This window comes from Nibribacter ruber (assembly GCF_009913235.1).
GTDB lineage: Bacteria > Bacteroidota > Bacteroidia > Cytophagales > Hymenobacteraceae > Nibribacter > Nibribacter ruber.
In genome coordinates, this window is record NZ_CP047897.1 from 478,566 (window position 1) to 503,474 (window position 24,909).

General features: G+C 48.6%; 21 protein-coding genes. 11 read left to right on the forward strand and 10 right to left on the reverse strand.

Going from position 1 to position 24,909, the window contains the following annotated elements; translation table 11 throughout:
* The first annotated feature begins 172 nt into the window (after window positions 1-172).
* Window positions 173-640: a DUF4199 domain-containing protein gene (locus GU926_RS02055; RefSeq protein ID WP_160688551.1), complete on the forward strand. Its 468-nt coding sequence runs from the start codon at window positions 173-175 to the stop codon at window positions 638-640.
* 414 nt (window positions 641-1,054) lie between these two features.
* The gene (locus GU926_RS02060) at window positions 1,055-1,891 is read left to right on the forward strand and encodes a hypothetical protein (RefSeq protein ID WP_160688552.1); all 837 of its coding nucleotides are present in this window, start codon (window positions 1,055-1,057) and stop codon (window positions 1,889-1,891) included.
* A gap of 69 nt (window positions 1,892-1,960) precedes the next feature.
* Here the strand turns inward: GU926_RS02060 and GU926_RS02065 are convergent, their stop codons facing one another.
* Window positions 1,961-2,368, reverse strand: a complete 408-nt coding sequence (locus GU926_RS02065; protein ID WP_160688553.1) for a hypothetical protein — start codon at window positions 2,366-2,368, stop codon at window positions 1,961-1,963.
* 151 nt (window positions 2,369-2,519) lie between these two features.
* Between GU926_RS02065 and GU926_RS02070 the strand changes: the two genes are divergently transcribed.
* Window positions 2,520-3,332, forward strand: a complete 813-nt coding sequence (locus GU926_RS02070; protein ID WP_160688554.1) for a murein L,D-transpeptidase catalytic domain family protein — start codon at window positions 2,520-2,522, stop codon at window positions 3,330-3,332.
* A gap of 83 nt (window positions 3,333-3,415) precedes the next feature.
* Here the strand turns inward: GU926_RS02070 and GU926_RS02075 are convergent, their stop codons facing one another.
* Window positions 3,416-3,622, reverse strand: a complete 207-nt coding sequence (locus GU926_RS02075; RefSeq protein WP_160688555.1) for a hypothetical protein — start codon at window positions 3,620-3,622, stop codon at window positions 3,416-3,418.
* Between the two features lie 499 nt (window positions 3,623-4,121).
* On the opposite strand from GU926_RS02075, the gene GU926_RS02080 reads away from it, so the two are divergent.
* Window positions 4,122-5,021 (forward strand): diacylglycerol/lipid kinase family protein, encoded by a 900-nt coding sequence (locus GU926_RS02080; RefSeq protein WP_160688556.1) that lies wholly within the window; start codon window positions 4,122-4,124, stop codon window positions 5,019-5,021.
* Here the strand turns inward: GU926_RS02080 and GU926_RS02085 are convergent.
* Complete coding sequence (locus GU926_RS02085; protein ID WP_160688557.1) at window positions 4,978-6,210, reverse strand: metallophosphoesterase; 1,233 nt, start codon at window positions 6,208-6,210, stop codon at window positions 4,978-4,980. The genes GU926_RS02080 and GU926_RS02085 overlap by 44 nt on opposite strands.
* 50 nt (window positions 6,211-6,260) lie before the next feature.
* On the reverse strand, window positions 6,261-6,896 hold the full coding sequence (locus GU926_RS02090; protein ID WP_160688558.1) for an LON peptidase substrate-binding domain-containing protein: 636 nt from the start codon (window positions 6,894-6,896) through the stop codon (window positions 6,261-6,263).
* 123 nt (window positions 6,897-7,019) lie between these two features.
* Here GU926_RS02090 and mtgA point away from each other — a divergent pair, with 123 nt between their 5' ends.
* Together mtgA and GU926_RS02100 are read left to right on the forward strand one after the other, a co-directional pair.
* Window positions 7,020-7,769 (forward strand): monofunctional biosynthetic peptidoglycan transglycosylase, encoded by a 750-nt coding sequence (gene mtgA, locus GU926_RS02095; RefSeq protein ID WP_160688560.1) that lies wholly within the window; start codon window positions 7,020-7,022, stop codon window positions 7,767-7,769.
* Window positions 7,757-8,218 carry a YybH family protein gene (locus GU926_RS02100; protein ID WP_160688562.1) on the forward strand — a complete coding sequence of 154 codons (462 nt, stop codon included), beginning with the start codon at window positions 7,757-7,759 and terminating at the stop codon, window positions 8,216-8,218. The genes mtgA and GU926_RS02100 overlap by 13 nt, the downstream gene beginning before the upstream one ends.
* Before the next feature lie 352 nt (window positions 8,219-8,570).
* On the opposite strand, the gene GU926_RS02105 is transcribed toward GU926_RS02100, so the two are convergent.
* Complete coding sequence (locus GU926_RS02105; protein ID WP_160688564.1) at window positions 8,571-9,773, reverse strand: App1 family protein; 1,203 nt, start codon at window positions 9,771-9,773, stop codon at window positions 8,571-8,573.
* A 122-nt stretch (window positions 9,774-9,895) separates the two neighbouring features.
* Complete coding sequence (locus GU926_RS02110) at window positions 9,896-10,738, reverse strand: M48 family metalloprotease (RefSeq protein ID WP_160688566.1); 843 nt, start codon at window positions 10,736-10,738, stop codon at window positions 9,896-9,898.
* A gap of 188 nt (window positions 10,739-10,926) precedes the next feature.
* Between GU926_RS02110 and GU926_RS02115 the strand changes: the two genes are divergently transcribed.
* Window positions 10,927-11,997, forward strand: coding sequence for a DNA topoisomerase IB (locus GU926_RS02115; protein ID WP_160688568.1), 1,071 nt, complete (start codon window positions 10,927-10,929; stop codon window positions 11,995-11,997).
* Between the two features lie 92 nt (window positions 11,998-12,089).
* Entirely contained in the window at window positions 12,090-12,617 is a 528-nt protein-coding gene (locus GU926_RS02120; protein ID WP_160688570.1) for a GNAT family N-acetyltransferase, read from the forward strand.
* A 639-nt stretch (window positions 12,618-13,256) separates the two neighbouring features.
* Here GU926_RS02120 and GU926_RS02125 read toward each other — a convergent pair.
* Window positions 13,257-14,849, reverse strand: coding sequence for a hypothetical protein (locus GU926_RS02125; protein WP_160688572.1), 1,593 nt, complete (start codon window positions 14,847-14,849; stop codon window positions 13,257-13,259).
* Between the two features lie 59 nt (window positions 14,850-14,908).
* Between GU926_RS02125 and GU926_RS02130 the strand changes: the two genes are divergently transcribed.
* The gene (locus GU926_RS02130) at window positions 14,909-16,588 is read left to right on the forward strand and encodes a hypothetical protein (protein WP_160688574.1); all 1,680 of its coding nucleotides are present in this window, start codon (window positions 14,909-14,911) and stop codon (window positions 16,586-16,588) included.
* 49 nt (window positions 16,589-16,637) lie between these two features.
* Here the strand turns inward: GU926_RS02130 and GU926_RS02135 are convergent, their stop codons facing one another.
* From GU926_RS02135 to GU926_RS02145, 3 genes are all read right to left on the reverse strand, one after another.
* On the reverse strand, window positions 16,638-18,035 hold the full coding sequence (locus tag GU926_RS02135; RefSeq protein ID WP_160688576.1) for an exonuclease domain-containing protein: 1,398 nt from the start codon (window positions 18,033-18,035) through the stop codon (window positions 16,638-16,640).
* A gap of 170 nt (window positions 18,036-18,205) precedes the next feature.
* Entirely contained in the window at window positions 18,206-18,679 is a 474-nt protein-coding gene (locus tag GU926_RS02140; RefSeq protein WP_160688578.1) for a ferritin-like domain-containing protein, read from the reverse strand.
* Between the two features lie 147 nt (window positions 18,680-18,826).
* Complete coding sequence (locus GU926_RS02145; RefSeq protein ID WP_160688580.1) at window positions 18,827-19,924, reverse strand: AI-2E family transporter; 1,098 nt, start codon at window positions 19,922-19,924, stop codon at window positions 18,827-18,829.
* Between the two features lie 330 nt (window positions 19,925-20,254).
* Here GU926_RS02145 and GU926_RS02150 point away from each other — a divergent pair, with 330 nt between their 5' ends.
* Together GU926_RS02150 and GU926_RS02155 are read left to right on the forward strand one after the other, a co-directional pair.
* Window positions 20,255-22,126, forward strand: coding sequence for a DNA topoisomerase IV subunit B (locus tag GU926_RS02150; protein WP_160688582.1), 1,872 nt, complete (start codon window positions 20,255-20,257; stop codon window positions 22,124-22,126).
* Entirely contained in the window at window positions 22,119-24,866 is a 2,748-nt protein-coding gene (locus tag GU926_RS02155; RefSeq protein WP_160688584.1) for a DNA gyrase/topoisomerase IV subunit A, read from the forward strand. The genes GU926_RS02150 and GU926_RS02155 overlap by 8 nt, the downstream gene beginning before the upstream one ends.
* Window positions 24,867-24,909: the final 43 nt, after the last annotated feature.

Genomic DNA, 24,909 nt, shown 5'->3' on the forward strand with positions numbered 1-24,909 from the left:
AGTTCAGGAAGGATAGGAGTAGCTGGTTAAAGGAAAAGGAGCTTAAAAAATTGGCAAGAAGCACAACAAGCCCCTCAATATTTAGTATATAATTAATCATATCTAAGAACCAGGTTGGAGAGACAGCCTGCGCTTCAAGAAACTAACAACCAACCCAAAATAAAACTAGAACATGGAACAACGTCGTACAACGGTGCAAAAAACCGGAACATATTATGGCTTCCTCACGGGCATTGCTGCCATCTTGTATATAATCCTGGTCAAATTGATTGGCATGATTGAAAATGTGGGCCTACATTTTGTGGTAGGGATTATCTTGGTAATAGGCGTGACCCTTGCCATCAAGCACCATAAAGTAACCAAGCACGGCCACATCAATTACCTGGAGGGGATTGGCGTAGGGTTTGTGGTAGGCCTGGTGGCCGCCATCATTTATACCTTATTCCATGTGCTGTCTAATTATTTGTTTGATAGGGCCTTTTCCTATCCATATATGGCAGACAATACCTACGGCCCGCAAGAATCCATTTGGATTGTAGCTTTTATCTGGCTGGTGCTGGGCGTAGTGATTGGAGCATTTGTAGGCTACATTGCCATGCAATTCTTCAAGAGACCAGACCACAAACTTTCAGATTCCTAAGAGTCAAGGACAAACATGAAAAAGCCCGCTCCCAACAGAGCGGGCTTTTTCATGTCTATTCTAATTAGAGTATCATCTGAAATTGCATAAAAGTATTTTGATAGCCTTTTAAAAGGCAAAATCTGGCAGGGTGGCAACCGTGTAAAGTGATAAAGAAGAGGCAGAGGAACACGGGGAAAGACTTGGTAGTGTCTTGTAAAGTCCTTAATGTTAGGGGGTAAGTTTAAGGGAGTGCAATCATAACCTTGGGTAAGTATAATTGTACTAACCTTTCTGTAACTTAAATTTGAAAATAAGTGCAATTATAAAATTGTAAAATTCCTATAACTTTGAAAATGAAGGGGCGTTTAAGTAGATATAGAAAGACTACAATCTTTGGTCTTATCATACTCTAATCCTATAGCGTCAATCATCATGAAAAAGTTCTTACTGTCTGCCATGTTTGTAGGAGCGGTGCTTACTGCTCAAGCCCAAACAAATTTAACAGGAACCGCCGCCACTACCAGAGCCGTACTCTCCATGAGTGCCACCGAAATGGCCCGCCAGATGTATAATGACCTGAAATTGAACGAAGGCCAGTACATAAAGGTGAAAGCACTTAACCAAACCAGAATTGACCGTTACTCAGAGGTTGAGCGCATGTACTCCAACGACCCTCAGATGCGGGACTCTAAAATAAGAGAGATAGATTCTCAGTTAGACGAAGAGTTTGCTGAAATTTTGACTCCCAAACAGTTTACGGCCTACTTAGAGATGGGCGGAAAGCCTACCAGCACCAGCACGCTGCCCGCTGAGTCTTCTACTCCCTCTACCACCACTATGGATTCGTCTGCTGGTTCAACCATAAGCACTTCTTCTTCTACAAGCGCCAACATGGGGACTACTGCCACTGATAGCACCAACAGAAACGGCAATGTGACCAAGTACAAAAAAGGGGACATGGAGCAAAAGGTGAAGAAGGATGAAATGAAAATGAAGGAGGGTGACCACAAGGTGAAGTCTGAGGCCGGGAAATTCAAAGTGGAAGACGGCGACAACAAAACTAAAATTGAGTCAGACAAAATGAAAATGGAGTCTGCTCACGGCGAAATGAAAATCAAAGAGGGCGAGGAGAAACTTAAAACCGACTCTGTCCGCTACAAATCTGACGGCAAGGAAACAAAAATAATCACTCCCGCCGGCAAAACTAAAATTGAACCCAACAAGGTGAAAACCAAAACGGCTACCACCAAAAAGAAAGTGAAAAACTAGAATTTGACGCTTGCCTAGAAAGCCGCCCTATGAATGGGGCGGCCTTCTTTTTGGGCGTGACTTTTATTGTTAGTAAGAATCATGCAGCATGACTTCGCGCACTTTGCCTAAAGCATCAAAGCGCACCGTCAGGGCTTTTTGCTCCTGGGTTTCTGTGGCGGGTTTGCCACACTTAGGACCTGGAGTAATATAATAGATGTAAATCTTCTGGCTGCGCTCAAGCAGTTCCTCCGCGTCTGGCCTGCCAAACAACCCCCTGATCACATATTCCTTGCGTGTAAGCAGTTTTAACCTAAACGTTTCAATCTGTGCAGCCATGGCAATTCTATCTCCCTTGCACCCGCTCAAGTCATTTTTCCAGGTCTTGGCATCAAAATTAAACTCTTTGGCGCTAGAGGAGCAGCCCCATGTGCCAAGGGTAATCACTAAGGCCAGAAGCAATGGATAAGCCTTTGAGAAAGAGTTAAATACGCGCATGGTTTTCAAAAAAGTGTGAAATAAATGAACTGCACCTTATCTAATAGAGAAGGCTAGGAAGTGACAAAGAAAATAGATTTATATTTGTCTTAACGGAACAAAAGTAGAAAGCGTATTCGTTATAAGGTCGAAATTTGGAAAGAATTTAGGTATGAATAGAATAATTCTTGCACTTGCGTCCCTGTCAATTTTGTCTTTCGTTTCTCCTGCCACCAGTGATCCTTCTAACTATAGAAGAATCCCGGCCAGCACTTTGGTTACAGAAAATACATCTCTGTCAACCACCAAGAAAGACGCCTCATTTGATAATTTTTTAGAAGAACTTTATGATGACGCTGACTTGAAGCAGGCTAAGCTTAGCTACGATGTTTTCAAGAGAGCCGCCATTGGGTACTATAACCTAAAAAACCAGGGGAAGCTGAACAAGAACAAAGAATTGTTGACCGTCATTGATTTTGCGAAACCCAGCAGCGAAAAGCGTCTCTGGATCATTGACCTAAACAAAAAGAAAGTGTTGTACCACAGCCTGGTGGCTCACGGCCGCGGCTCTGGCAATGAGAAGGCTCTGCAATTCTCCAACGTAGAAAACTCGCACATGAGCAGCCTGGGTTTCTATGTGACCAAAAACACGTATGTAGGCAAACACGGACTTTCTTTGAAAATGGAAGGTCTTGACAAGAACCACAACACCAATGCCTACCAGCGTTCTATTGTAGTGCATGGCGCAGACTATGTAAGCGAGTCTTTTGTGAAGCAGCACGGCAGACTGGGCAGAAGCCATGGTTGCCCGGCCCTTCCCGCCGACATCAACGCCGAGGTGGTACAATTGATTAAGGACGGCACTTGCCTGTACATAGATGCCGCGCACGCCAAATTCCAGTCTGCGTATTTGAACCCAGACAAGGCCATCAAAAACTTTGAAGCTGAGATTATCAAAAGACAGGCAGAAATCCTGGCTAGATAATCTGACCAAAAAAATAACGGTGCAATAAAAAGCGGCCGGTTCTGCAAAGAACCGGCCGCTTTTTATTAGCTGACTAAAAGCGTTTATGCGTGGTCTCGGGTGGCTTTCACCAGGCTGATGCCCGTGAAGAAGAATATCAGGCCCACCACAAACGGAACTGCCGCAGAGAATTTATTGACAGACACATCGCCCACAGATCCTCCGCCCGCTAAGAAGGCGTAAGCACCCCATATAACGCCCACAATCCCTAGGATTGTTAAGATGGCGCCGAAAGTTCTTTTCAGGTTCATAGTTTCTTTGTTTAGTGAATAGAAGCCATCTTGCAGCTTCTTTGGCTTCTTACGTATGTGCAATAAAAATGATATAGAAAGTGCGCTATATGGCAGAAATATTTTAAAAAGCCAGGCTGCGGTAAATACGTAACTAAGCAAGTTAAAAGACGTTCATGGAAGAAGTTTGGAGATGCGAGGCTCTTTTCTTTTCCCAGAAAAGAGTTTTACTACCTGCATCTGCGATTAAATCATTGAACTTGAAAAATTAATAAAAGGAAAGTACTTCCCCGTTGTAAACAGGCATTTGGAAGGCAAGTTTATATGGTTGGTTTTCCTGATGTAACAGAGAATCCTAGACTTTCAAAAGCAGGACGCCACATGAGATGTAGAATCCAAGAGGGATTTTCACGGTGACCTCCGGCAGGGCTTCATCCAACACCAAACAAAAACCGTTTTTGGGCTATTTTCTAGGAAACAGGCCAAAAACGACGCTTTTACGTGCATCTGACCAATAATTATGAAAAAAATTCTTTTTGTCATCAATCCCATATCTGGTGATATAGATAAACAAGAGCTGGAAGAAAACATTCAGGCTTTCTGCCGGAGGCATGAGATTACAGGACAATTTTTCAAGACCTCTGGGGAGCAGGATGAAGAAAAGCTTCGGCAGGAGATAAAGTCTTTTCAACCGGAAACTGTGGCGGCTGTGGGCGGTGACGGCACCGTGAGCCTGGTGGCCAAGGAAATCATCAACACAGACGTAGCGCTGGCTATCCTTCCACAGGGTTCTGGCAACGGCCTTTCTAAAGACCTTGACATACCGCAGACCTTTGATGAAGCCTTGCAGGTATTGATAGAAAACCGCGTAAAAGCCATTGACACTCTGGACGTAAACGGCCAAGTGTCCATTCACATCTGCGACATGGGCTTTAATGCCTTGGTGGTAAAACGATTCTGCGAAGGAGACACCCGAGGCCCCGGCGCGTACGCCAGAATTGCCATGCAGGAGTTCATTGGGTACACTGCCAAAAACTACACCATCACCTCGCGGGGCAAGACGTTGTTTGAGGGCGAGGCTTTCATGGTTACCGTTACCAATGCCAAAGCCTTTGGGAGCAACGCTGCCATCAATCCCAACGGCATCATCAATGACGGGTGCTTTGAAATCTGCGTCATGGAACCGTTCCCAAAAATGTCTAGCATAGGCATTTTATACCGGCTCTATACAGACAGCATAGATGAGTCTGTGTACACCCAGCGGTTCAGCTGCAGCGAGGCCACCATTCTCAACCAGGAAGACGACCAGATTCAGATAGATGGGGAACCGCTAGAGAGCGAAAAGCAGGTGCACATAAAAGTGCAGCCGCAAACGCTTAAAGTACTGCTGCCGCCTCTCCCAGATGCGGCCGCGGAGTAGGCTGATAAATACGCTTGTGGTACATGAGCACGGGGGCTTCGCCTTCAGCGCCAGGCTCCAGAACGCGTAGCCAAACTTCTCCATTCTGGTATTGGTCCAGCACCATAAACCCTTTGTTCTCATGGTTAAAAAAAGCGCGCCCGCCCTTGGCCACGAAATTGGTTTTACTGCCAGATCCACTCACCGCAAAGTGGCTTCCCTTCACTTGAAAGTACTGAAGATTGTGATCATGGCCGGCCACGTAAAATAGACCCGGGTATTGGTGCAGCACCTTTAAGATTTTCTTCCTGAACCGCCTGAACGGAGGGTAGGACATATCTTCTGCGGCACCCACGTATTTGCGATACAATTGGTACAACGTACCAAAAACCGGCAAGGGAATCATGGCTCGTTTGTGTACAAAGGTTAACGGAAACAACCGCTGCTTAACAGTAAACTTGCCACCATGCAGGGCGTTGGTATACAACGGGTGATGCCCCGCAATCACTACCATTCGGTGCCGGTTGGCTGCCAGAATCTCCTCTAATTTTACAAAGAAATTACTGGGCACTTCTAAGTCGCATCCATATTTTTCTCCCAGAGGCCTGAACCCGCGCTGCACCCACCATTGTGAATTTATGACCACCAACAACAACTGTTCATTGATCTCGCGGGTGACTGGCCCCAGGCAGCCGTTTTTAGGTAGGTAGGCTTCCTGGTCTTGCAGGAACATAGTAATGAATTCCTGCTGGCGCTGCATGTAACTGTGGCCGTCTTTTCGGCCTTTGTTCCAGTCATGGTTTCCGCCCAGGTAAATGGCGCGCGTTTTATACTTCGCCAGCAGTTCTAACTGATGTGTGAGTTTCTGAACAGCTGTGCCATGGTGCCGGTGTCCTTGCGGAGGCAAGCCTACGGGATAGATGTTGTCACCCAGAAAGACGGCGGTGCTGTCAATAGAGCAGACTTCTTGCAGCCAATGGTCCAGCGTTTTAAGTACTGGGTCTTGGTCTGGTGCCCCGGCATTGCCAATGTCACCTACCAAGGCGATGGAATGGATTCTCTCAGAAAGGGGCGGGGCTGCTTGTGTGCGCCAGCCAATCTCTGACATAGCGTAGAATGGTTTCTTTCTGTACTTGCGCTCTTTGTAGTAAGACCATAGCAGCCATGTTAAAAAAGCGATCAGCAGAAAGAGCACAAGTTGGAAGAGCATGGCACAAGGGAAGAGTTCATCTTACACCATGTACTTACTTGTAAGCGCTTTTAAAAGTTGGGCGGAAGCAGTTGTTTAAAGTGGCCGTTCAATTTAACCCGCTCTTTCAGCAGTTCCGTTTCCAGCACAATAGGGACAATGTTGGTAAGGTGTTTCAGAATCATATCAAAGCGCTCTTCCTCTGTGGGGCAGATGAGCACCTGGTATTCTTGTTCAGTGGTCATGCCCAGGTGGTGGGCAATGTCAAAGGATTTGAAATCAGGAGCCAGAGTGAGCATCAGAGACTGAATACCCAGCGCGTGGTACAGCTTTTTGAGCAGTAGTTCTATTTGCTGGCGTTGCACAGGAGCGTCTTTCAAATCCAGGGGTACTTCCTCCACCTCGCCGCCGGCGTACAAACGGCCGGGCATCTGCTTATGAAAGTGTTTTATTTGAAAGATGCCCATGCCTTTGGTTTTGATGTCCATCTCGCCGCCGGCGTATTTTTTTTCTATGCTCAGAATTTTTATTTCGGTCCCGTACTCGGCCACGCCGCTTTCCAGATACACCGGTATCCCGAAGGTGGTGTCATTGGCCTGGCATTCTGTGATGAGTTGCCGGTACCGGGGCTCAAAAATATGCAGGTTCAGTTTCTCCCCCGGAAAAACAACTATATTTAACGGAAACAGGGGCAGAAATCTACTCATAGTCTTAAAGGGAAGTGGTGGCTGATGCCTACTAATTTAACAGGACTCCCGGTAAGCTCATACTAATTCTTTATTTTTGTAGCACTAACCCCGCAGAAACGCATTTTTTGGCGTAGAGGTACCATGGCTAAAACTCAAAGCTCCTCTCCAGGTTTTACGTGGGCGCACGCCCGTCGGCTGTTCTTGAAGCTGTGCATCACCTTGTTTTTGGTGTCTGTGCTGTGGGTGCTTGCCTATCGCTGGTTAGATCCGCCGGTAACGTTGCACATGCTCTCCAAACGGTCAGAGCCTTCACCTTCGTCCAGAACCCAAACCACAGACCAGATCCGGTACCAGTTTGTGGAGCTGGAAGAGATGTCCATGCAATTGCCGCTGGCGGTCATCGCGTCTGAAGACCAATTGTTCCTCACCCATAAGGGCTTTGACTTTGATGCGATAGTCAAGGCGTTCCAGACCAACATGTCCAGCAAAAAAACCGTGGGAGGCAGCACCATAAGCCAGCAGGTGGCCAAGAACGTGTTTCTCTGGCATGGAAGAAGCTATTTACGCAAGGCGGTGGAGATGTATTTTACGTTTCTGATTGAGGTGTTGTGGGGCAAAGAACGCATCATGGAAGTGTACCTGAACATAGCTGAAATGGGCGACCATGTGTTTGGCGTGCAGGCGGCGTGCCGTGCGTATTACAAGACCACTCCAGACAAAGTGGGCAGGCAACAGGCAGCTTTACTGGCCGCTTCTCTGCCCAATCCCATCAGGTACTCCGTGGCAAATCCCAACGGGTACATGCTGCGCAACCGCCGCCGCATTGTACGCAACATGAGCCGTCTGGGCGGCACAGAATACATTCAAAAATGGCTGCAATGGAAAAAATAAAACGCTCTTCTTTGGTCTTGTTTTTACTGGGATTGACCCTTTGTTTTGGAGTAAGCAACTGCGCTCCCAAAGCCCCATCTGCGTCTGCATTACAGCCAGAGATTGAACGCATCATGGCCGAGCAAAGCCAAGCCTGGAACCGCGGCGACCTGGAAGGATTCATGGCCCATTACTGGCAGTCTGACTCCCTGGTATTCATTGGCAAAAGCGGCCCCACCTACGGCTGGAAAAAGACCTTGGAGAATTACCAGAAGGGCTATCCAAGTAAAGAGGCCATGGGCCAGCTTCAGTTCACGCTTCTCAAGACAGAACCCATCAGTCATGACGCCTTGTTTGTCATCGGCAAATGGCACCTCACCAGAACCATAGGCGATGTAGGCGGCCAGTTTTCCCTACTCTTCAGAAAAATCAACGGCCAATGGAAAATCGTGGCAGATCATTCTAGTTAAGTGTGAGTTAAGAAATTTCTGACCTGATCGCTGTCCTCACGTTTGTCATCCTGAAAGAATATTGTGAGTCAGCTAGCCAGCCAGTATCTAAAAGCAAATATCTCACTGCTTCAAGTTTATAACTTGGAGCTTTGCATGGGGCAAGGTTACCAACTTGCGGTAGCCACTAAATTTTCTAGAACAAGCCATCACCCAGGCTTGGCAAGTTGAAAACTTGCCAAGCTTGGGCACCCACAAATTACCGCTTCGCACAAACTTGTGGGAGGGAAAAAATGACGGAGCGTTTTTAGGCTGTTTCCTGGAAAACACACCAAAAACGCTCAGCCATAAAACCAAAATCCAGACTCCCAACTCAGGTTTCAGGACTCAGTTTCTTCGTGTCTTTGCTGATGGGTGCGGGAGCTTGTTTGGTAGAAGTACCCGCGGCGGCACTGGTATCAATTTCTTTTTGCACTTCTACTTTCTGCACCTCTTCCTGGAAGATGAGGCCCGTGTCGGCGGCGTGTTTGGCGGCGGTGGCAGTGTCTTTTACCAAAAGCATTTCAACGGTGCCTTTCAGTTCTTCAGAGATGACCTTGACTACCTCGGCGCGTTCTGGCAGTTCCACATCTCTTATGTAAATGCAGAGCACCCGGCCCGGGAACTGCTTCACTACCTCCTTGTAAATAGGGGCGTCCTGCTGGCCGCTGTCGCCAATGAGAATGAAATTGAGGTGCGGATAGGTGAGCAGAATGTTCTGGATCTCCTTGAACTTATGACTCATGTGGTCACTGCCAAAGAACTTGTTTTGCATCAACCCAAAGTCACGCAACAGCAGTGGGCCCGCCGGAATGTCATTGATGTCCAGAAAGTCATGGAGCAGGTCATACATGTTCCAGGGGCTACTGCTCACATAAAAGAAAGGGTTGTTGCGCTTGCCGTTTCTACCCAACTGCAATGAGCGGTAAAAGGCAGAAACCCCCGCAAAAGGCAGCCGCGTGCGGGCGTTGTTCATAAACACGTGTTTGGACATCATCAATGTATCTGTGGCCGAGGTAAGCACAATGGTGTCGTCAATGTCTGAGATGATGCCGTACTCAGCGTCGGGCGGGGGCACCAGCACGTGGGCCTCGGCCTTTATGCCCGGCTCAAACGAAGAAATGTTGGCGGCGTGCAGTTCCAGTTCCATCTCGTGCCAGATGTCATCCAACTGCAATGGGGTTTGGGGCTCAATGTTCAAGACAAAATAGCCTTCGCGGTCTGTGGTGATGAAATGCTCCTGGCCCTGAAAATTAATCCGGACGGTAGCGTCCCGTATCTCGTCGCTTTCAAAGCGGCGGTACATGTTCATGAGGTTCTTGAGCAGCGTGTCATTGTCTTCTGCCGAGGTAACCCCTTTGTTTGCCAGCACCCGGCCTTTGAGGTACAGGCGGTTGACAGTACCGTAGCTTCTATAAGGTACAATTTGCAGAGGCTTGTAAAGGCTCAGGCTGTTCCTGAGGCGCTGCATGGCCAGGTCAAAGGAATCGTCGGTTTTTTCTAGAAAGCTGCTAATGGATTTCTTCCAGTCTTGCATTGCGAGCCAGTTTGGTTTGGTGGTAAATACGGAGGCGCTCCCGCGAAGGATATACTTAGAAGTTAACCGGTCGTTTTTAGCCTGTTTTCTGGGAAATAGCCCAAAAACGGAGAACCGGCTTCCTACAGACCCAAATCCTGCTTAAAGCGGTTGTAGCCGTTTGCGCCTTTGGGGGTGGTGTTGCAGCCCAATTCCTTGGCGCGGCTCTCAATCTGGGTGATGCGATTGTCTGGGTTGGGGTGCGTGCTGATGAACTCAGGAGGGTTGCCGCTCTGAGCCAGGGATTGCATTTTCTGGAAAAAGCCTGCCGCGCCGTCACAAGCGTAATAGTTGGTGGCTGCCAGATACGTCACAGAGTAGGCATCAGATTCGCGCTCATAATCCCGGCTGAATTTAAGGCCCGCCAACTGACCCGCCAGTTGCCCGGCAATCTGCTGCACTTCGCCTGAGTTCTCACCAAGCACCAGAGACAGCAGAAAATTGATGCCGTATTGTTTCTGCAGTTGCTTTACCGTGTGACGTTGGTCTGCGTGGGCAATCTCATGGCCTAGTACGCCGGCCAGCTGGTCTTCATTGTCCAGGTATTTGATGAGGCCGGTAAACACGTAAATATGGCCGCCAGGCGTGGCGAAGGCGTTGAGGTTCTCTGGATCGTCAATGATTTTCACGTCCCAGGCGAACTCGTCTTTGTAACTGACCTCGCCGGAAGCCATCAGTCGGTCCACCATCTGGTCTAAATAAGCGTACCCGCGCCTTACTCCAGGGTCTGAAGAGTTTCGGGCTAGCAACTGGCCCTTAGCTTTGTAGGTGGAGTCTACCTCCCTAGACACTTGTGCCCCAAGCTTCACATCGTTTTCAATGCCAAACAGCACCATGTCGCCGTTTTTGTCTGTGGAGCAGCTGAGCGTCAACAGAGAGGCAGACAATAGGAGCAAAGAGAGAAAACAGGTTGATTTTGGGCGCATGGCTAGCATTTATTTAGACTAGTTGGGATTAATGTGGCCTTTGTACGCAAAGTGGCTGCAGAAAGATAATGAGTGGTAAGGGAAACCGATTCCGTTTTTGGCGTATTTCTCAGAAAACAGGCTAAAAACGAACAGCTATAACCTTTGCCGCCAATGGTAGTTTAAAAGAAGATATTCCTCATTTATCTATGGAAAAAACTCTAACTGCCGGGGCTTTGTACGCAGACGTGGCTGCTTCTGCGCAACAAGCCGGCTTGCGCTACCTGCCAGACACCAAACCGGGCATCACCAGAAAAGCGAAAGGCAAAAAGACCGAATACTTCTCTGCCAAAGGCGAGAAAATAACCGATGAGAAAACCCTGGCCCGTTTGGAGAAACTGGTGATTCCGCCGGCCTGGACCGATGTCTGGATTTCTCCCTCGGCCAACGGCCACATCCAGGTCACGGGCCGCGACGCCAAAGGGCGGAAGCAGTACATCTACCACCCAGATTGGCAGCAGAGCAGAAGCTTGAACAAGTTTGGCCGCATGATCGCCTTCGGAAAGGCGCTGCCCGGCATACGGGAACAGGTAGAGAAAGACCTTCGGCTTAAAAACCTGAACAAGCGCAAACTTCTGGCTATTGTGGTGGAACTGCTGGACAACTCTTTCATCCGGATTGGGAACAAGGCCTATGCCAAGGAAAACAAGTCGTTCGGACTGACCACCTTGCGGGACCGCCATGCCACAGTGGAAGGTGATTTGCTCAAGTTGGAGTTTGTGGGCAAGAAGGGCATTAAGCATGAGATTAGCATCAAGGACCGAAGGCTGGCCCGCCTGGTGAAACAGTGCCAGGATATTCCGGGCTACGACCTGTTCCAGTACTATGACGAAGACGGGCAGCGGCAAACCCTGGAGTCTGGCGACGTGAACGACTACTTGCGTTCTTTGAGCGAGGAAGATTTCACGGCCAAGGATTTCAGGACCTGGGGCGGCACCGTGACCATGGTAGAATGCCTGGAGAACGTGCTGGAAGAAAACCCCGAGATTGAGAAAGAAGCCTCTGTAAAGGAAGCCGTGAAAATGGTAGCCAAAGAACTGGGCAATACGCCCACCGTCTGCAGCAAATATTACATTCACCCAGAAGTTGTCAACCTGTTCAAACAAGACAAACTCATTGACTACCTCCGCAAGCATGACGCCAGAAAGAGAAAGGAAAACCCTTATCTTTCCCGCACTGAAGAGTTTGTGATGCGAATGCTGAAAGAGGTGAATAAGTAAGAATTGCGTTTTTGGGGTATTTTCTGGAAAAGAAGCCAAAAACGAGGGTGAGCTTTGGCAACGTATCTATTTTATTTTACAGCCTTACTTACATGGAAGAAGTGATTTCTGCGGTAGAAACCAACCGGTTGCGGTTAGTTCCGCTTTCCAGGGAGCAGTTGGATCTGTATCTCCTGAATGATGGTTCTTTGGAAAGGCAGATGGGCGTGGGGTATTCCATGAAGGAAATAAATCCAGATTTACAAAGCGGCCTGCAAGAGCATTTCATTCCCCTTGTGGCCCAGCACCCAGATGCCTTTTACTTTTTTACGCTCTGGTCCATTGTCTTGAAAGAGGAGAACGTACTGGTAGGTGACATCTGTTTTAAAGGCGCCCCAGACGAAGATGGACAAGTGGAGATTGGCTATGGCACTTATGATGCGTTTCAACAGCGCGGCATCATGGCCGAGGCCGTAGGAGCCCTCTTATCTTGGTGCCAACACCACCCCAACATAAAACTAGTGCTGGCAGAAACCGAAGCCGGCAACACCGCCTCAGAGAAGACCCTCCTTAAAAACGGCTTCCAATGCTACCACAAAGGCCGCGACAATAGCTGGTGGAAGAAAAGAATTAAGAATTAAGTCACCTTAACCGTTAAGCCTTTCCAACTATTCAACCATTTAATCACTCATTAATTTGTCATCCTGGAAGTGGCACATCACGGGCTTGTGCCGGGAGATCTTGGTGGCTAGCTAGACAATCCGAGGCTAAAGGCCACTATCTAGCTGCTTCAAGTTTATAACTTGGAGCAATATATGGAGCAAGTTTATAAACTTGCGGGAGCCGTATTCTAACCTTTTCATCATCAACACAAGTTTGTAAACTTGCCTCAATGCTACCCACAAGTTGCCGCTTCGCTCAAACTTGCGGGAGAGTTAGTTTCTTATTCCCTCCCATTCACAATTTGCAAACCTCCACGTCTTCAAATTTCCAAATTTCCACACACTTATTGCAAGTTGTAGTAGCGTTTCCTCATCCGTCTGTCTAGCTTGTTACCTAGATCCTTTCAGGATGACAAAATAGGAGCGCAGAAGAAGAAATTTGTAGAGACAATGGCACTGCCTTGTCTCCTGCGAATGACATAGGCAGAATGCGTGCGGACACAAGCGGACGCTTATGCCATGGAACAAGCAAGTTTTACAAATTATGGAGAAGGAGGAGATGCGAGGCGTTTTTGGGCTATTTCCTAGAAAACACCCCAAAAACGAACTTCAACTAAATTACAATCCCTCACGGTCAAAGGCGTGGATGGAGACGTCTCTGGTTTTCTTGACTTTGGTTTCTTTGCTTTTTTCAACCTCTACGCCAATGCGCGTATCATAGACCCTGGTCTTTTTACTGAGGCCCGCTACGGCAGATGCATCTTTCACGTCGTCTTCTGCCACGCCGCCATAGATGTTCACTAAGATGCCTTTTTTGGCATTTCCTTTTAAGGTGAAATCGTCTTTCCCGCCCAGGCCGTGGAGGGTGATGCTCTTGGTTTCATGAGGATGGAAGGTGCGGGAATACATGAGTACCGGCTTTTTCTGGTCGTCTTCCGGTACCTGATACACCTGCACTTTGGTAGAGCCGTCTTCTAAACGTTCTACTTCAAATTTCTCTTCCTGATCCGTGCCGCCTATGAGCACATGACGGGAGTAGAGGTCATACATTTCTTTGGCTAATTGAGGCAGCTGTTCTCTTCTGCTTTTTAGCTTGGCGGCAATCTGAGGGCCTGTAAGTTGATAGGCTGCCAAAGGCTGGGCCGCCGCCGCTTTTTCAATGAGCTCATCTGTTAGTTGCTTTTGCAGGTCGGTGGCTTGGGCTTGCCATTGTTCCAATGTAACCTCATTGAGGCATTGCGTGTCTATGAAGTGGGCATTCTGCAGGTAGCCTTTCACAGAGTTGACCTTTGGCGTGAAAGTCTTCATTTTGCTGAGCGGTGCCCAACTTCTGCTGAACAGCCAGGGAATGATGCCGTCCTTGAACTTGAAAAAGGCCTGATCGCGGTCTTTGGGAACGGGTGCATAGGTGGTTTTGCCCGCAGATTCATACACGGCCCACTGCCATTGGCCCTGGTGGCGGTCCCAATCCCCAATGAGTACATCAAACAGGCGGGCTTTGGCAAAGGCTTTCTGGTCTGGCAGGTGTCCGTGCTCAGAGAAGCGCTTCTCCAAAAAATCCTCTGAGTCTACCAAGTCTTTCGCCTTCCCGAAGTACTTGGTCAAAGATTCTTCGCCTTCAAATTTCTCTTCCAGCAAAAAGACCCGGTCTCTAAACTCAGGCGCGTTTTCACCCAGGCCTTTCACGCCTTTGGGTACGTACACAAAACGGGGGTGGCTATGCGGAATTTTAACGCCAATGGCCAAAGCAGAAACAATGGCCGCGCCATACGGGTGAATAGCTGAAGTCTGGTCTCTTAGAATGTTGGCCACAAAAGTGTTCCGGAGCAGGGGCGGTACCACGTCGGTTGGGTTTTTGTCTACAGAGCGTAGGGCAAATTTTTTGCCTTCGTCATTCTCCAGAGTAAGGCTGGTGGTTTGAAAACCGCCGCCCAATTCAGCAGGAGTGAGGCCGCCGTGCATTTTATCAAGGTCAAAGACAGGTAATGAAACTGGTTGGGCCCATACCTGGCGGTAGTGCTTTCCCCACCACAGGCGGTGCCAACCGTTTTTCTGATACTGGCGGCCGGCGGTGACCAAGGCAGAATCCCATTTGGCGCCAGGTTCATACCCCACATCGCCTACCAGGGCAGATTCCTGAAAATAGTTTTTTTTGGCACACCCCGCAGAGAGCAGTCCCAACAATAATATGGAAGGTAGGTATTTGAGCATTTGTACTATATAAGCCAATACCTATACTTTTAACCCCCTACAAAGGTTGTCTACAAGCCATGGAAGCCGGCTTTTCTACTCCCTGGCAGGCGGGCAAGAATGAAACGCCTATAACTTCTGGTGGTAGTTTCTGGTATAAGGACGAACTCATGAACGTACTTTCTTCTCTGTTCCGGCGTCCTGGCCGGCTTGCCACGCTTGGGCTGTTGTTTCTTCTCACCGGAGGAAGCATGCAGTCCCTTTCAGCTCAGTCTACTTCAGATTCTACCATCTTAAAAGCCGCCGGCCCACATTACCTGAAAAACGCGTTCCACCGGTTCTGGTGGGGTAGTCACTATAGGAAAGTGTGGGCAGAACCGGTGCCGGTACCGGTGCTTCGGCTGGACCAGATGCGAGGCGGTCTTATTCCTTTAGAGCAAGGCGGAAGTTTCCAAACCAGAACGCTGCGCTTAGAGGACAAGAACGGCCATGAATTCGTGTTGAGGTCCATAGACAAGGATCCAGCCCGGGCACTGCCGGATTTCTGGCGGAAGACGTTTGTAGCGACGCTCATGCGGGACCAGACCAGCGTCATACACCCGTACGGTGCCTTTATTGTACCTGCCCTGGCGCAGGCTGCGCAAGTGTACCATACCAACCCACAGTTGGTGTACATTGCCCAGGACAAGGCGCTGGGAGAGTTTGAAGGAGAGTTTGCCGGCCAGATGGCGCTATTGGAAGAACGGCCCGATGGCGCCTGGCCGGAGTTGGCCAGTTTTGGCAACCCCAAAGAAGTAATCAGTTCCAAAAAGGCATTTGGGCATCTATTCAAAAACACCAACTACCAGGTAGAGGCCAAACGGTATTTACGGTCCAGGCTGTTTGACATGTGGCTCAGTGACTGGAGCCGCAGAGAAGACCAATGGCGTTGGGGCGAACAAAAAAAGGGCAAGCAAATCAACTTGGAGCCCATTCCCAGAGACCGGGACCATGCCTTCTTTAAGTTCAAAGACGGGGTGCTCACCTCGCTCATCAGTTTGTTCAAGGCCAACTACCAGAGCTTTGACCATACCATCAGTCACAACAACGTCAAAGGCCTTACCAAAAGCTCCAGGAGAATGGACGCATATTTTCTAGCCTACTTGACCAAACAAGACTTTGAGGAAGTAGCCCGAGAGCTGCAAACCAGGTTATCTGATGAGGTCATTGACCAAGCCATAGCCCAATGGCCGGCCCAGATTCAAGCCCTTTCTGCAAAGGAGTTTTCAAATAAATTGAAGGAGAGAAGAGGAGATTTGCTGGAAGCCTCCAACGCGTTTTATGCCCTCATCAACCAAGAGGTGCTTTTGCCCGGCACAGATGAAGAAGATGTATTTCACCTGGAACTGCAGGAAAACGGAAATCTGCTGGTACAATTCTACTCCGAAGGCAAAAAGGATTCGCTGCACTTAATCCACCAGAAAAACTTCTACCCCCAGGAAACCAAATCCTTAGACATCTATGGATTAGGCGAGGAAGATACGTTTGTGTTGAAGGGTGCCGGTAAAAACAAAATTAAGGTGCGGTTGTACGGAGGCGAGGGAGAAGATGAACTGAAAGCCGGGGAAGCCTGGAAACCAACCGGCCAGACCATTTTCCTCATGGACGAGGAAGACGGCAACCAGTACCCCAAAGTCAAAGGCGTGGATAGAAAAGAACACTCGCCCTCTGCGCAGGAGTTTAGCGGCAAAGGCTGGCTATTACGGCACCGACTTCATTGATGTACATCCGTTTTTGGGCTGTTTTCTGAGAAATAGCCCAAAAACGGATCTAGAATACCAAAACCTTGTCCTGGTGCTTGGTTCTCAAATATCCCCTCAAAATCTGTTGGGTGTCTTTGTTGTCATTGTAGGGCTTAATGGCGTCCAGAAAATCCTGCAAGGTAGAAGCACAGAAGCTTTCGTCTATGTACCCAAACCCGCGGTAGCAGCCGTTCTCCACCACCACCACTGATTTTTCTTCTGGTTCGCGGCCTTTGCCTATGACCACAAAATTGTCATGGTCATACTTAAAGGCGTCAATGGCCAACTGCACGCGTTTGTTGTATTCCTCGGGAGATTCTTTGCCAATGCAGGCTCCGTTGCACTGGTGCACTTGGTAGTCAAAGCAGGCCCCATTGGATTTGTAAAGGTCGCAGAGTTTCTGGCAGAGGTTGAACTTGGCCACGCGGCTAAACAAAAAGTTCTTGGCCTGAAACTGGTTGGCCAGCGTAATTACCGGAGCCTTTTCAGTTTTGGCCTTCTGGAAGGTAAGCCTTAGATACCCGTTCTGGTCAGTGTAGGAAAAAATGCCGGAATGGTAGACGCTTCGGCGCTGGGCGCGGTTATAAAAAGGCTTGCGCTTTTTGATCTCATCAGACTCATACAGCAAGGCTACCAACTCACTACCGGTACGTTCATATGTGATGCTGGCAATGCGGTTCTTAAACTCAATGGACTTCTTGCTCTTAAAGTCAATGCTGAAGTGCTGGATGATCCTCTTCCTGATGCTCTTGCTCTTACCCACGTAAATAATCTCGCCGTGCTCGTCATGAAAGTAATAAACCCCAGCCTCTAAAGGGAGGGCGTCCACCATTTCGCGGGAGATGGCGGGCGGGAGCAAGGAGGTCTTGATTTCTTTGGTGACCGCCGAGGTGTTGTCCAGCTTATCATCCTGGTCAGCGTCTACTTTGGCCTGGTCAATCTTGAGCAAACGGTCAAACAAAACGGCAGTGGCCTCTGCATCGCCAATAGCCCTATGGCGCATGCGCAACGGGATGTCAATGCTTTTACAGAGCTTACCCAGACTATACGAGGGCAGGCCCGGCATGAGCTTGCGGCTAAGCCGAACGGTGCAAAGGGTTTTGCGCTGAAAGTTGAAGCCCAGGTCAGAAAATTCTTTTTTCAGGAAGGAGTAGTCAAACCGCACGTTATGGGCCACAAACACCTTGCCTTCTGTGATCTGCACAATCTCCTTGGCCACCTCATGAAATTTGGGCGCATCGCGCACCATCTCATCCGTGATGCCGGTGAGTTGCGAGATGAAGAAGGGGATAGGCCTCCCCGGATTGATCAAGGTGGTATACTGGTCTACCACGGCGTTCCCATCATGTATAAAGACGGCAATCTCGGTGATTCTGTCGTCTGAGGGTTGGCTGCCGGTGGTTTCTATGTCAATTATGGCGTACACGCAAAATAGATTGGTGAAACATGGCGGTGCTTCCGCCTAGGATTATAACCGCTTTCAGGTGAATATCGTTTCATATTGATATTAATAGAAAATAGCTGAAAAGCATAAAAAAAAGCAGCCCGAAAGCTGCCTTTTCTGTCTCTAAGGGAGACGTACTATATTTCCAAATCTTACATAATGCCTTGTTTCAGGCTGGTGATGGTTTGCTTGGCCGCCTGAATCTCCTGCTGTTGTTTCTGGATGATGTTTTTTACGTCCATGGGCAAGGAAGGTTCCTGTAAAGCGTTGTTGTAGGCTTTCAAAGCGGCCTCGTCGCCGTTTTCACATTCGCTCAAGATGGCTTTGCTGTCATTGCCGCCCACGGCAGACTTCAAGTTGATCCAGCCCCGGTGTACGGCCCCGGCCGCTTCCATGGCTACGGCTTCTACGGTGGTGGTGTTAGATGTGCTGCCACCCAATTGTTGGGCTTTGCTTTCCAGTTCGCTGGCAAACGTGGCACGCTGCTGGGCCAATCGCTCTAATTCTGATTTCACTCTGGGGTTGTCAACCGCACCGGCGGCCGTCTCATATCCTTTTCTACCGTCGCGGGCAGTGGCTACCAAGTCATTTAAGGTGTTGATGATTTTATCATTTGGCGTATTCATAGTCGTATTTTGGTTGGTAAAACAATTTGTTCCCTGGCTGCTCCAAGTGAAAGAGCAAGCAAAGCCTGTCTAGTTTTACTAATTAGAATACAATTGGTTACGCCGTTTTTTGGCAGTTTCCTGGAAAAGAGGCCAAAAACGAAGCCATTACGCTTTTCGCTGCCGTCTTAGTTTTTTAATCAGTTTCAGTTCACGCGGCTCGCGATGAATGTCACCTAGCAAGAAGGCAATGGGTTTAAGTGGAGTGTACTGATCCAGCAGAACCTTCAGGATGGCAATGAGCGGGATGGAAAGGATCATGCCGGCTGCTCCCCAGACTTCGCCACCCACAATCAAGGCAATGATGGCCGCAAACGGATTAATGCTCACCTTTGAACCTACAATGTTGGGCGTTATGAAATTGCCTTCCAGAAATTGCACAAACGCAAAAATAGCCACTACAATGAGCATGGTGGTCACAGAGCCCGTGTTTACCAGCACGTACAAGGCGGGCAGCGCCGCTCCCAGCATGATGCCAATGTAGGGAATGACCGTGAGCACAGAGGCAAAGGCCCCGAAGAAGATGGCATACTCAATGCCCATGATGAACAACCCAATGGAATTGAGAATGGCCACAATCACGATCACAATCACCAAGCCTGAAATGTAGCTCTGCACCACCTGCTGTATGTTGTCAATGGTCACAATGATGGTATCACGCTTGGCCACCGGAATGAACTGAAACACAAATTGCCGCAAATGGTCACGGTAGTACAGCATGCAGAACACATAAATGGGAATCAGAGTCACTACGGTCAGGGCGCCGGTAGTAAGCGAGATTGTGCTGCCCAGGAAAGCGGTACCCGTCTGGCTTATGTTTCCCAAGGCCTTCTCCAGAAACTCAGAGCGGTTGGTGGGCTTTATGCCAAACTTGTCCTGCAAAAACATCTGGATCTTGGAGATAAGAATAGACAGCTTAGCGGATATGTCATTGAGTTCAGCGGAGAAACTGCCAATCTGGATGGAAAAGAAATACACCATAAGTGCCAGAACCAAAATAACCAGGACAAGGCTCAAGACAATGGCTACGGCCCGGGGCATGTGCCGCTCTAACCGCACGCTCATGGGGAGCAGCAGAAGCGCAAACAATCCAGCAAAGCTCAAAGGAATCAAGATGGACTTGAACGTCTGCATGAAATACAGCAGCAGAAAGAGCCCCAGCAAGATGACGGTGTATTTAAAGTAGGCGGGTAGTTTTATTTCCATGGACAGCAGCTAACGGGTAAGGTGTTAAGGTAGAGGTGTATACTCAAGAAAAGCTAAACAAATTAGCAATCTAATAGAAAGGGTTAGAATAGAAGCGTAAAATATGCTAAAAAAATAAGCAATGATTCTCTGTTTGAATGAACTGCAAAGCCCTATATTTGGTTACAAAAGGGAGCCCTGCCAAGTGCTTTGGCAACCAATATTTCGTCTTAATTGGGCCCTGAATCCTGCAAGCAGCTGACGGAAAAATTGGTCTCCTTGTGCCAGGCATGGCAAAGTACACGCATTTTTTCATTTATTTTACCGAATTCTACTAAAACCAAGTGCCCCATGGCAGAACAGATTAACGTAAATTACAACGAGGACAGCATTCGTTCCCTTGACTGGCGTGAACACATCCGGCTACGCCCGGGTATGTACATTGGTAAGCTGGGTGACGGTTCATCGCCTGACGACGGAATTTACATTCTTGTGAAAGAGGTGATTGACAACTCCATTGATGAGCACATGATGGGGTTTGGCCGAACCATTGAGGTAAAAATCTCTGATCATAAAGTAATCGTGCGCGACTACGGCCGCGGTATTCCGTTGGGCAAGGTGATTGACTGCGTGAGTAAGATCAACACCGGGGGTAAGTATGACAGCCGCGCCTTCCAGAAGTCTGTGGGGTTGAACGGGGTGGGTACCAAGGCGGTAAATGCCCTATCCTCTCAGTTTAGAATCCAATCGGTGCGCGACGGCAAAACCAAAGTAGCGGAGTTTGAGCGCGGCGAACTGGTGAATGATGAGGCCTTGCAGGACACTAGTCAGCGCAACGGTACCACCACCACCTTTGTGCCAGATGACACCATCTTCAAAAACTACCATTTCATTCCGGAGTTCCTTGAAAACCAGATTTGGAACTACGTGTACCTGAATGCGGGTCTTACCATCCATTTCAACGGACAGAAGTACTTGTCAGAAAATGGCTTGAAAGACCTGTTGGCCCGCAAGATAGATGAAGATAGCATGCGCTATCCTATCATTCACCTGAAAGGCGAGGACATAGAATTTGCTCTAACTCACGGAAATGACTACGGTGAGGAGTATTATTCTTTCGTGAACGGCCAATACACTACCCAGGGTGGTACGCACTTGGCCGCTTTCAGAGAAGCCGTGGTGAAGACGCTGCGTGAGTTCTACAAGAAGGATTATGACGCTACAGACATCAGAGGTTCCATTGTGGGCGCTATTGCCATACGCGTGCAGGAACCGGTGTTTGAAAGTCAGACTAAAACCAAACTAGGCTCAATTAACATTGCGCACGAGGGACCTACCGTCCGCAACTTCGTGAATGACTATGTAAAAGAGCACTTGGACAACTACCTTCACAAGAACCCAGCGGTAGCCGAAGCGCTTAAGAAACGGATTGAGCAGAGTGAGCGGGAGCGCAAGGACATGGCAGGCATCAAGAAGCTAGCCAACCAGCGCGCCAAGAAAGCCAACCTGCATAACAAAAAACTGCGCGATTGCCGCTTCCACTTCGCGGAAAGCAAAGACCTGGAGAAGGAAGCCTTGACTACCTTGTTCATTACAGAGGGGGACTCAGCATCGGGTTCCATCACCAAGTCCAGAAACGTAGAGTTGGAGGCCGTGTTCAGCTTGCGTGGTAAGCCTCTGAACTGCTTTGGCCTCAAGAAGAAGGTAGTGTATGAAAATGAAGAATTCAACCTGCTGCAACACGCCCTTAACATTGAAGAAGGCTTAGAAGGTCTGCGCTACAACCGCGTGGTGGTGGCCACAGATGCTGACGTGGACGGTATGCACATTCGCTTGCTGCTCATGACTTTCTTCCTGCAATTCTTCCCTGACCTGGTGAAGAACGGTCACCTGTATATTCTGGAAACACCTCTGTTTAGGGTGCGCAATAAGAAAGAAACCATTTACTGCTACAATGAGCAGGAGAAGCAGAACGCCATGCGCAAGCTAGGCAAGAGTGCTGAAATCACCCGCTTTAAAGGACTAGGGGAGATTTCTCCAGATGAGTTTGGCAAGTTCATCGGCGACAACATCAGGCTGGAGCCGGTGATCATGGGCAAGACGGAGCAGAACATCCAGAAAGTGCTTTCCTATTACATGGGCAAGAACACCCCAGAGCGCCAGCAATTCATCATTGAGAATTTGAAGATTGAAAAAGATATAGTAGAAGAGGTTTATGCTTAACGAAGAATTGGAAAACGAGAACAACTTAGAACTGGGCACTGAACTGGAGGGCGAAGAGACCATCCATGACATTACCTCTGTTTCTGGTTTGTACGAGAACTGGTTTCTGGACTACGCCTCTTACGTAATTCTGGAACGTGCCGTGCCAGCGCTGGAAGACGGGTTCAAGCCCGTGCAGCGCCGCATCATGCACGCCATGAAAGAAATGGACGACGGTCGCTTTAACAAAGTGGCCAACGTGATAGGGCAGACCATGCAGTATCACCCGCACGGGGATGCTTCTATTGGTGATGCCATCGTGAACCTGGGCCAGAAAGACCTGCTCATTGAAACGCAGGGAAACTGGGGGGATGTACGCACTGGTGACAGCGCTGCCGCGCCACGTTACATTGAAGCCCGCCTGACCAAGTTTGCCTTAGACGTGGTCTTTAATGCGCAGACTACTGAGTGGCAGTTGAGCTATGACGGCCGTAAGAACGAGCCAATTACTTTGCCTGTAAAGTTCCCATTGCTGTTAGCTCAGGGCGTGGAGGGGATTGCGGTAGGTTTGTCTACCAAGATCATGCCCCACAACTTCAGAGAGCTCATCAAAGGTTCTATTGATGTTTTGAAGGGCCGCAAAACGCAGTTGCTCCCAGACTTTCCTACCGGTGGCCTTGGTGATTTCACCAACTACAACGGCGGCGGCAGAGGCGGTAAGATACGCCTGCGCGCTACAATTGAGAAGGTAGACAAGTCTTTGTTGGTGATTAGAGACGTGCCCTATGGTACCACTACCACGGCCTTGATGGATTCTATCGTGAAGGCCAGCGAAAACAATAAGATCAAAATCAAGAAAGTAGTGGACAATACTGCGGCGGCGGTTGAGATTCAGGTGCACATTCCACCCGGGATTTCTCCTGACTTGACCATTGATGCGCTGTATGCCTTCACCGACTGCGAGGTCTCTATATCACCCAATACCTGTGTGATCATTGAAGACAAGCCCCGTTTCTTGAACGTAGATGACCTCCTGCGCATGTCTACCGTGAAAACCGTAAGGTTGCTGGAGCGTGAGCTGGAGATTAGAATGGGCGAGCTGGAAGACAAGTGGCACCAGTCTAGCCTGGAGAAAATCTTCATTGAGAACCGCATTTACCGTGACATTGAAGAATGTGAAACTTGGGAGGCCGTTTTAGAAGCCATTGACAAAGGTTTGGATCCGTTCAAGCCCATGCTGCGCCGCGAAGTAACCCAAGAGGACATCATTCGCCTGACGGAAATTAAGATCAAGCGCATTTCTAAGTTTGACGCCTTCAAGGCTGATGAGTTTATCAAGAAGCTGGAAGACGAGATGGCTGAGGTGGCAGACAACCTGGCCAACCTGACCCGTTATGCTATCAGTTATTTTGAAGGCTTATTGGCTAAATATGGCAAAGGCAAAGAGCGCAAAACGCAGATCAGAACCTTTGATGTAGTGTCTGCTCAGAAAGTAGCCATTGCCAACCAGAAGCTGTACGTGAACCGCAAAGACGGCTTTGTAGGCTATGGCCTCAAGAAAGACGAGTTTGTATGTGACTGCTCAGACATGGATGACATCATTGCCATCCGGAAGGACGGTAAGTTCATGGTGTCTAAGATCACAGATAAAATCTTCATGGGCAAGGACATCATTCACGTGGGCGTGTACAACAAGAATGATGAGCACATGGTCTACAACATGATCTATGTGGATGGGAAAACCGGTATTGCTTTCGCTAAGCGTTTTGCTGTGACTTCCATCACTCGTGACAAAGAGTATGACCTGACCAAGGGCGAAAAGAACTCCAAGGTGATTTACCTGACGGCCAACCCTAATTCTGAGTCTGAATTGGTGAGCATTCAGTTGCAACCCGCCAGCACGGCCCGCGTGAAGCAATTTGACTTTGACTTTGCAGAACTGCTGATTAAAGGAAAAGGCTCACAAGGAAACATTGTGACTAAGTATCCTATCAAAAAGGTGACACAGAAAGCCCTGGGTGAGTCTACCCGCGGTGGTCGTGAGATCTACTATGATGAGGTGATTGGCCGCTTGAACACAGAGAACCGGGGCCGATACCTGGGAAGCTTCAATACAGATGATACCATTCTGGTGCTGTTCAAGGATGGATCGTATGAGTTGACTTCATTTGACCTGACCAACCATTATGATGTTGCCAACATAGAGACCATTCATAAGTTCTCACCAGAAGTGGTGGTGTCTGCGGTGTATACAGAAGGTGAAACCAAGGTGACCTATGTGAAACGGTTCCAGGTGGAAACCACCACGGTTGGTAAGCGCTTTACGTTCATCAGTGAGTCTAAAGGATCTAAGCTGTTAGCCGCCTCGGTAGCTGAAGCGCCTAAAGCAGAGATTAAATTCCAGCGAGATAAGAAATCTGAGAAAGAAACAGAGATTTTGCTGCTGAGTGATTTCATTGACGTAAAGGGCTGGCGCGCCATGGGCAACAAACTGAATTACTTTAAAGTGTTTGGGGTGACTATTCCGCAGGCCGAAGTAGTGGAGGTTGCTAAGGTAAAGAATAGCACTAAAACAATAAAAGCTGTAAAGGTAGAAACAAAAGTAAGTGAGAAAATTGCCTTAGGTTACGCTTCAGGTGAGGAAATCAACTTGGATATTCTGCCTTTACAACCTGAGACAGAGTTGTCCGTAGAAAGTGAACAAAACGGAGATGTAGCCGCAGCCCCTAAGAAAGAGAAAAGACAATTGAATCTGTTTTAGGAAATTTCAAAGAAAAGCTGTAGATTACCTCTTGTTGGACCCA

Coding starts and splice junctions, on each gene's coding strand:
- GU926_RS02065 (WP_160688553.1), bottom strand. CDS start 2,368: ATGCGCGTATTTAACTCTTTCTCAAAGGCTTATCCATTGCTTCTGGCC.
- GU926_RS02080 (WP_160688556.1), top strand. CDS start 4,122: ATGAAAAAAATTCTTTTTGTCATCAATCCCATATCTGGTGATATAGAT.
- GU926_RS02115 (WP_160688568.1), top strand. CDS start 10,927: ATGGAAAAAACTCTAACTGCCGGGGCTTTGTACGCAGACGTGGCTGCT.
- GU926_RS02130 (WP_160688574.1), top strand. CDS start 14,909: ATGGAAGCCGGCTTTTCTACTCCCTGGCAGGCGGGCAAGAATGAAACG.
- GU926_RS02070 (WP_160688554.1), top strand. CDS start 2,520: ATGAATAGAATAATTCTTGCACTTGCGTCCCTGTCAATTTTGTCTTTC.
- GU926_RS02155 (WP_160688584.1), top strand. CDS start 22,119: ATGCTTAACGAAGAATTGGAAAACGAGAACAACTTAGAACTGGGCACT.
- GU926_RS02090 (WP_160688558.1), bottom strand. CDS start 6,896: ATGAGTAGATTTCTGCCCCTGTTTCCGTTAAATATAGTTGTTTTTCCG.
- GU926_RS02110 (WP_160688566.1), bottom strand. CDS start 10,738: ATGCGCCCAAAATCAACCTGTTTTCTCTCTTTGCTCCTATTGTCTGCC.
- GU926_RS02125 (WP_160688572.1), bottom strand. CDS start 14,849: ATGCTCAAATACCTACCTTCCATATTATTGTTGGGACTGCTCTCTGCG.
- GU926_RS02075 (WP_160688555.1), bottom strand. CDS start 3,622: ATGAACCTGAAAAGAACTTTCGGCGCCATCTTAACAATCCTAGGGATT.
- GU926_RS02100 (WP_160688562.1), top strand. CDS start 7,757: ATGGAAAAAATAAAACGCTCTTCTTTGGTCTTGTTTTTACTGGGATTG.
- mtgA (WP_160688560.1), top strand. CDS start 7,020: ATGGCTAAAACTCAAAGCTCCTCTCCAGGTTTTACGTGGGCGCACGCC.
- GU926_RS02085 (WP_160688557.1), bottom strand. CDS start 6,210: ATGCTCTTCCAACTTGTGCTCTTTCTGCTGATCGCTTTTTTAACATGG.
- GU926_RS02105 (WP_160688564.1), bottom strand. CDS start 9,773: ATGCAAGACTGGAAGAAATCCATTAGCAGCTTTCTAGAAAAAACCGAC.
- GU926_RS02055 (WP_160688551.1), top strand. CDS start 173: ATGGAACAACGTCGTACAACGGTGCAAAAAACCGGAACATATTATGGC.
- GU926_RS02140 (WP_160688578.1), bottom strand. CDS start 18,679: ATGAATACGCCAAATGATAAAATCATCAACACCTTAAATGACTTGGTA.
- GU926_RS02060 (WP_160688552.1), top strand. CDS start 1,055: ATGAAAAAGTTCTTACTGTCTGCCATGTTTGTAGGAGCGGTGCTTACT.
- GU926_RS02150 (WP_160688582.1), top strand. CDS start 20,255: ATGGCAGAACAGATTAACGTAAATTACAACGAGGACAGCATTCGTTCC.
- GU926_RS02120 (WP_160688570.1), top strand. CDS start 12,090: ATGGAAGAAGTGATTTCTGCGGTAGAAACCAACCGGTTGCGGTTAGTT.
- GU926_RS02145 (WP_160688580.1), bottom strand. CDS start 19,924: ATGGAAATAAAACTACCCGCCTACTTTAAATACACCGTCATCTTGCTG.